Source organism: Streptomyces sp. NPDC059567 (genome assembly GCF_042735655.1).
Taxonomy (GTDB): domain Bacteria; phylum Actinomycetota; class Actinomycetes; order Streptomycetales; family Streptomycetaceae; genus Streptomyces.
On the sequence record NZ_JBHWBS010000162.1, the window covers coordinates 2,049 to 9,008 of the forward strand.

Consider the following 6,960-nt stretch of genomic DNA (forward strand, 5'->3'; position numbering starts at 1 on the left):
GCCTCGGCGGGGGGCGCGTTTGCCTGCCGGGGGCTGCGCGCCGCTTCGACCCGGGGCGGCCCCCGGCCGGGGCGGCGGGGGTGGGCGGGCGCCCGGTGCCCGTATTCCCGGCCTCGCGGGAGCGTCGACAACCTTGCGCTCCCAGCGAACAGTTAGGGAACCGGGATGGCGTTGTCCTACCTGCGCGTTAGGGTCCATGAATACGAGGGCACTGCCCTCAGAACGAGACGCTGAGACGGCCGTCGCCGTCGGAGACGAGCAGGTGGATACGTGACGAATCTGAAGCCTTACGCCGCGGGTGAGCCGTCCATCGGTGGTGGCCTCGGCGACCATGTCTACAACCGACTGCTCGGCGAGCGCATCATCTTCCTCGGCCAGCAGGTCGACGACGAGATCGCCAACAAGATCACCGCGCAGATGCTTCTCCTGGCCGCTGACCCGGAGAAGGACATCTTCCTGTACATCAACAGCCCCGGTGGCTCGGTGACGGCCGGCATGGCCATCTACGACACCATGCAGTACATCCCCAACGACGTCGTCACCATCGGTATGGGCATGGCGGCCTCGATGGGCCAGTTCCTGCTGACCGGCGGCTCCGCCGGCAAGCGCTTCGCGCTGCCGAACACCGACGTCCTGATGCACCAGGGCTCCGCCGGCATCGGCGGCACGGCCTCGGACATCAAGATCCAGGCCGAGTACCTCCTCCGCACGAAGAAGCGCATGGCCGAGATCACCGCGCTCCACTCCGGCCAGACCGTCGAGACGATCATCCGCGACGGCGACCGCGACCGCTGGTTCACGGCGGAGGAGGCCAAGAACTACGGCCTCATCGACGACATCATCACCCACGCCGCGGGCGTTCCCGGCGGCGGCGGCACGGGCGCCTGAGCCCGGCAGTCCGCTGAAGAGCCCCAGCCCCCGCCGAACGCCACCAGGACGGTGAACATCCAGATGCAGAACAACCTCTCCCCGAGCGGCCTCTACACCGGCGCGCCGATGGACAACCGGTACGTCGTCCCGCGCTTCGTCGAGCGCACCTCGCAGGGCATCCGCGAGTACGACCCGTACGCGAAGCTCTTCGAGGAGCGCGTGATCTTCCTCGGCGTGCAGATCGACGACGCCTCCGCCAACGACGTCATGGCCCAGCTGCTGTGCCTGGAGTCGATGGACCCGGACCGCGACATCTCGATCTACATCAACAGCCCCGGTGGCTCCTTCACCGCGCTGACGGCCATCTACGACACGATGCAGTTCGTCAAGCCGGACATCCAGACGGTCTGCATGGGCCAGGCGGCCTCCGCCGCGGCCGTGCTGCTCGCCGCCGGTACGCCCGGCAAGCGGATGGCCCTGCCGAACGCCCGCGTGCTGATCCACCAGCCGTCCGGCGGCACCGGCCGTGAGCAGCTCTCCGACCTGGAGATCGCGGCCAACGAGATCCTGCGGATGCGGACCCAGCTCGAGGAGATGCTGGCCAAGCACTCCTCGACGCCGATCGAGAAGATCCGCGACGACATCGAGCGCGACAAGATCCTGACCGCCGAGGACGCCCTGGCGTACGGCCTGGTCGACCAGATCGTCTCGACCCGCAAGAGCACGGCCGCCGCGGCAGCCTGACGCTCGGCCTTCCCCTGGCACGGTCCGCGTGGCTGAATCACGACCATGTGAACCGTGCCAAGGGGGGCCCGAACGGGGGGCCCGGCAAGGTACCGTCGAATATGAGGCACCAGGAGTCGCTGAACCAAGCGCTCCCAGGCGAAGGGGAAGCACCTCGTGGCACGCATCGGTGATGGCGGCGATCTGCTCAAGTGCTCGTTCTGCGGAAAGAGCCAGAAGCAGGTGAAGAAGCTCATCGCGGGACCCGGTGTGTACATCTGCGATGAGTGCATCGACCTCTGCAACGAGATCATCGAGGAAGAACTCGCGGAGACGAGCGAGGTGCGCTGGGAGGAGCTCCCCAAGCCTCGCGAGATCTACGAGTTCCTCGAGGGGTACGTCGTCGGGCAGGAGCCCGCGAAGAAGGCCCTCTCGGTCGCGGTGTACAACCACTACAAGCGCGTCCAGGCCGGCGAGAACGGCGGCGGCGCGGGACGTGACGACGCCATCGAGCTGGCGAAGTCCAACATTCTGCTGCTGGGCCCCACAGGCTCCGGCAAGACGCTCCTGGCGCAGACGCTCGCCCGCATGCTCAACGTCCCGTTCGCCATCGCCGACGCGACGGCGCTGACGGAGGCCGGGTATGTCGGCGAGGACGTCGAGAACATCCTGCTCAAGCTGATCCAGGCGGCCGACTACGACGTCAAGAAGGCCGAGACCGGGATCATCTACATCGACGAGATCGACAAGGTCGCCCGTAAGAGCGAAAACCCGTCGATCACGCGTGACGTGAGCGGTGAGGGCGTCCAGCAGGCGCTCCTCAAGATCCTGGAGGGCACCACCGCCTCCGTGCCGCCGCAGGGCGGCCGGAAGCACCCGCACCAGGAGTTCATCCAGATCGACACGACGAACGTGCTCTTCATCGTGGGCGGCGCCTTCGCCGGCCTGGAGAAGATCATCGAGTCGCGTGCGGGCGCGAAGGGCATCGGCTTCGGGGCGACGATCCGCTCCAAGCGCGAGATCGAGGCGAGCGACCAGTTCCAGGAGGTCATGCCGGAGGACCTGGTGAAGTTCGGGATGATCCCGGAGTTCATCGGCCGTCTGCCCGTCATCACCTCGGTCCACAACCTCGACCGCGAGGCCCTGCTCAAGATCCTCGTCGAGCCGCGCAACGCGCTGGTGAAGCAGTACCAGCGCCTCTTCGAACTCGACGGCGTGGAGCTGGACTTCGACCGCCCGGCCCTGGAGGCCATCGCCGACCAGGCGATCCTGCGCGGCACGGGCGCGCGTGGCCTGCGGGCCATCATGGAAGAGGTCCTGATGTCGGTGATGTACGAGGTCCCGTCCCGCAAGGACGTGGCCCGCGTGGTCATCACGGCGGACGTCGTCCACAACAACGTGAACCCGACGCTGGTGCCGCGGATCGTGAAGAACGACGGGCGTCACGAGAAGAGCGCGTAAGCGCCGAAAGCAGCACGAGAAAGGGGCGCCCCCGCCGGGGCGCCCCTTTTCGTTCGGCTGGGTCAGGCCTTGACGCGAACTTCCTTGCGGAACTTGGCGGTGAGGCTTGCCGCCTCCTCGGCGGAGCCCGCCTTGCCGGTCATCATGGAGCCCATGTCCATCGGAACCACGAAGCCCACCGTGCTGTGGTCGCCCCACACGCAGATGGTCATGGTGAACGCCGGCGTGGACTCAGCCGCGTTCGCCTCGGTCTTCGCCTGCTGGCACTTGAGGACCGCTCCGTCGAGCTCCGCCGGCTCGTAGCTCTGGGGGCTGCCGACCAGCTGCGGCTCGTCCGCCTTGCCCTTGTCCTTCTCGGCCTCCTTCTTGATGGTGGCGAAGACGGTGTCGACCACCTGCTCGGGGTCGTCGATCTCGCCGTAGAGACCGCTGAACGAGATCATCTTGGTGCCGAGCGGGTTGTTCGGGTCCTTCACCTGGTACCCGGCGCCGACGTTCTTGGCGTTCTTCACGCCGTTCTGCTCGGCCTCCTTGAGCGACTCCTTGTCGCTGCCGTTGCTGCTGTCCGGGGCCTTCTTGTACTCCGTGAGGACCGTCTCGGGCGTGATCAGCTTGTGCGGGCCGTCGTTCGCGACCGACGAGCCGCCACCCCCCGCCGTGAAGTACCAGGCGCCGCCCCCGATAAGGGCCAGCGCCACGACCGAGGCGCCGATGATCAGGCCCGTCTTCTTGCCACCGCCCTGCGCCGGCGGCGGGGGCGGCATGTAGCCGCCGGGGGCCTGGCCGTACGGGGGCTGCTGAGGAGGCTGGCCGTAGGGACCCGGCTGCTGGGGCTGGCCGTACGGGCCCGGCTGCTGCTGCGGGTAGCCGTAGGGCTGCTGCGGCGGCACGCCCTGGGGTGCCTGCTGCGGGTACCCATAGCCGGGCTGCGGCGCTTGCGGCGGCTGACCGTACGGACCGGGCTGGCCCGGCTGACCGTACGGCCCGGGCTGCTGGGGCTGACCGCCGTACGGGCCCGGCTGGTTGTAGCTCATGGACAGGTTCCCCTCACAGGATGTTTATGCGTAGCGAACGACATCCTGGCGGAAGCCCGGCCCCGCAGGGGCGCCGGGGGGCACACCGTTACGGAACAAACGAGTTTCAGGACAACCGCGCCGCACCCCTAAACTGACCCCGTGACCGAGAACACTCAGCAGCAGCCAGCAGCCAACCCCGAACTGCCGACCCAGTACGCGCCGGCCGAAGTAGAGGGGAAGCTGTACGAGCGCTGGGTAGAGCGGGGCTACTTCGAAGCCGACGAGCACAGCGAGAAGCCGCCGTACACCATCGTCATCCCGCCGCCGAACGTCACCGGTTCGCTCCACCTGGGCCATGCCTTCGAGCACACCCTCATCGACGCCCTCACCCGCCGCAAGCGGATGCAGGGCTACGAGACGCTGTGGCAGCCGGGCATGGACCACGCCGGTATCGCCACCCAGAACGTCGTCGAGCGTGAGCTCGCCAAGGAGGGCAAGTCCCGCCACGACCTGGGCCGCGAGGCGTTCGTCGAGCGCGTCTGGCAGTGGAAGGCCGAGTCCGGCGGTCAGATCTCCGGCCAGATGCGCCGCCTCGGTGACGGCGTCGACTGGTCCCGCGAGCGCTTCACCATGGACGAGGGCCTCTCCGAGGCCGTCCAGACCATCTTCAAGCGCCTCTACGACGACGAGCTGATCTACCGCGCCGAGCGCATCATCAACTGGTGCCCGCGCTGTCTGACGGCGATCTCCGACATCGAGGTCGAGTACCAGGACGACGACGGCGAGCTCGTCTCCATCCGGTACGGCGAGGGTGACGCCTCCATCGTCGTCGCCACCACCCGCGCGGAGACGATGCTCGGTGACACCGCCGTCGCGGTCCACCCCGAGGACGAGCGGTACAAGCACCTCGTCGGCACGGAGATCGAGCTGCCGCTGACCGGCCGCCGGATCCCGGTCGTCGCCGACGAGCACGTCGACCCCGCGTTCGGCACCGGAGCCGTCAAGGTGACCCCGGCGCACGACCCGAACGACTTCGAGATCGGCCAGCGCCACGGCCTGCAGAACCTCGCCGTCATGGACGAGCGCGCGGTCATCACCGCCCATGGCCCCTTCCAGGGCCTGGACCGCCTCGAAGCCCGTTCCGCCATCGTCGCCGCGCTGCGTGCCGAGGGCCGGATCGTCGCCGAGAAGCGTCCGTACACCCACTCCGTCGGCCACTGCTCGCGCTGCAAGACCACCCTCGAGCCGCGCCTGTCGATGCAGTGGTGGGTCAAGGTCGGCCCGCTCGCCAAGGCCGCCGGTGACGCGGTCCGCGACGGCAAGGTCAAGATCCACCCGCAGGAGATGGAGAAGCGGTACTTCGACTGGGTCGACAACCTCCACGACTGGTGCATCTCGCGCCAGCTGTGGTGGGGCCACCGCATCCCCGTCTGGTACGGCCCGGACGGCGAGATCGTCTGCGTCGGACCGGACGAGCAGCCGCCGACGGGCGAAGGCTGGCACCAGGACACGGACGTCCTGGACACCTGGTTCTCCTCCGGCCTGTGGCCGTTCTCCACGCTCGGCTGGCCGGAGCAGACCGACAGCCTCGCGAAGTTCTATCCGAACTCGGTCCTGGTCACCGGCTACGACATCCTCTTCTTCTGGGTCGCCCGGATGATGATGTTCGGCCTGTACGCGATGGACGGCACCCCGCCGTTCCACACCATCGCCCTGCACGGCATGGTCCGTGACCAGTTGGGCAAGAAGATGTCGAAGTCCTTCGGCAACGCCGTCAACCCGCTGGACTGGATGGACGAGTACGGCTCCGACGCCGTCCGCTTCACCCTGGTCAACGGTGCCAACCCGGGCGTCGACGTCCCGATCGGCGAGGACTGGGTCAAGGCGTCCCGTAACTTCGCCAACAAGATCTGGAACGCCACCCGCTTCGCGCTGATGAACGGCGCGACGGTCGAGGGCCCCCTGCCGGACCCGTCGGAGATGTCCGCGACGGACCGCTGGATCCTCTCGCGGCTCAACAAGACGGTCGCCGAGGTCGACGCGTACTACGACGACTACCAGTTCGCGAAGCTCGCCGACACGCTCTACCACTTCGCGTGGGACGAGGTCTTCGACTGGTACGTCGAGCTGTCGAAGACCACGTTCTTCGCGGGCGGCGAGGGTGCCAAGGTCTCCGGCCGTGTCCTCGGCGAGGTCCTCGACGTGATGCTGCGGCTGCTGCACCCGGTCGTCCCGTTCGTCACCGAGACGCTCTGGACCACGCTCACCGGCAAGGAGTCGGTCGTCATCGCCGACTGGCCGGCCGACTCGGGCTTCCGCGACGAAGCCGCCGAGAAGGAGATCGAGCTGGTCCAGCAGGTCATCACCGAGGTCCGCCGGTTCCGCTCGGACCAGGGCCTGCAGCCCGGTCAGAAGGTCCCGGCCCGCCTGGAGGTGACCGGCACCGCCCTCGCCCCGCACGAGGCGGCCATCCGTCAGCTGCTGCGCCTCCAGCCGGAGGGCGAGGGCTTCTCCGCCACCGCCTCCCTGCCGGTCGCCGGCGCCACGGTCGCGCTCGACCTGTCCGGCACCATCGACGTCGCGGCGGAGCGCAAGCGCCTCGCCAAGGACCTCGCGGCGGCCGAGAAGGAGAAGGCGCAGGCCAACGGCAAGCTCGGCAACGAGGCGTTCCTGGCGAAGGCGCCGGACAACGTGGTCGAGAAGATCCGTACGCGGCTCGCCAAGGCGGACGAGGACATCGCCCGTATCCAGGCCCAGCTGGAGCGGCTGCCGCAGGCGTAAGTGCTGGTGAGGGGGGGGGGGACGGAAACGGGGGGGGGGGGGGGCAGTTTTTTTGGGTGGGGGTTTTGTGAGTAGAGTGGTTGTGTATGTATAGATGAACGTGGGCAGG

The 6,960-nt window shown here is 68.1% G+C and carries 5 protein-coding genes; 4 read left to right on the top strand and 1 reads right to left on the bottom strand.

Features of this window, described 5'->3' with window-relative positions; translation table 11 throughout:
* Positions 1 to 270: 270 nt before the first annotated feature.
* From ACFVZW_RS35930 to clpX, 3 genes are all read left to right on the top strand, one after another.
* Positions 271 to 888, top strand: a complete 618-nt coding sequence (locus tag ACFVZW_RS35930; RefSeq protein WP_384530650.1) for an ATP-dependent Clp protease proteolytic subunit — start codon at positions 271 to 273, stop codon at positions 886 to 888.
* Between the two features lie 63 nt (positions 889 to 951).
* Positions 952 to 1,614, top strand: a complete 663-nt coding sequence (locus ACFVZW_RS35935; protein WP_137994695.1) for an ATP-dependent Clp protease proteolytic subunit — start codon at positions 952 to 954, stop codon at positions 1,612 to 1,614.
* Positions 1,615 to 1,770: 156 nt separating this feature from the next.
* On the top strand, positions 1,771 to 3,054 hold the full coding sequence (gene clpX, locus ACFVZW_RS35940) for an ATP-dependent Clp protease ATP-binding subunit ClpX (protein ID WP_137989313.1): 1,284 nt from the start codon (positions 1,771 to 1,773) through the stop codon (positions 3,052 to 3,054).
* A gap of 62 nt (positions 3,055 to 3,116) precedes the next feature.
* On the opposite strand, the gene ACFVZW_RS35945 is transcribed toward clpX, so the two are convergent.
* Complete coding sequence (locus ACFVZW_RS35945) at positions 3,117 to 4,088, bottom strand: hypothetical protein (RefSeq protein WP_384530652.1); 972 nt, start codon at positions 4,086 to 4,088, stop codon at positions 3,117 to 3,119.
* Between the two features lie 141 nt (positions 4,089 to 4,229).
* On the opposite strand from ACFVZW_RS35945, the gene ACFVZW_RS35950 reads away from it, so the two are divergent.
* Entirely contained in the window at positions 4,230 to 6,851 is a 2,622-nt protein-coding gene (locus tag ACFVZW_RS35950; RefSeq protein ID WP_384530654.1) for a valine--tRNA ligase, read from the top strand.
* Positions 6,852 to 6,960 lie beyond the last annotated feature (109 nt).

Bases quoted from the DNA above. Each gene is read 5' to 3' on its own strand.
- ACFVZW_RS35945 (WP_384530652.1), bottom strand. From the start codon at position 4,088: ATGAGCTACAACCAGCCGGGCCCGTACGGCGGTCAGCCCCAGCAGCCC.
- ACFVZW_RS35935 (WP_137994695.1), top strand. From the start codon at position 952: ATGCAGAACAACCTCTCCCCGAGCGGCCTCTACACCGGCGCGCCGATG.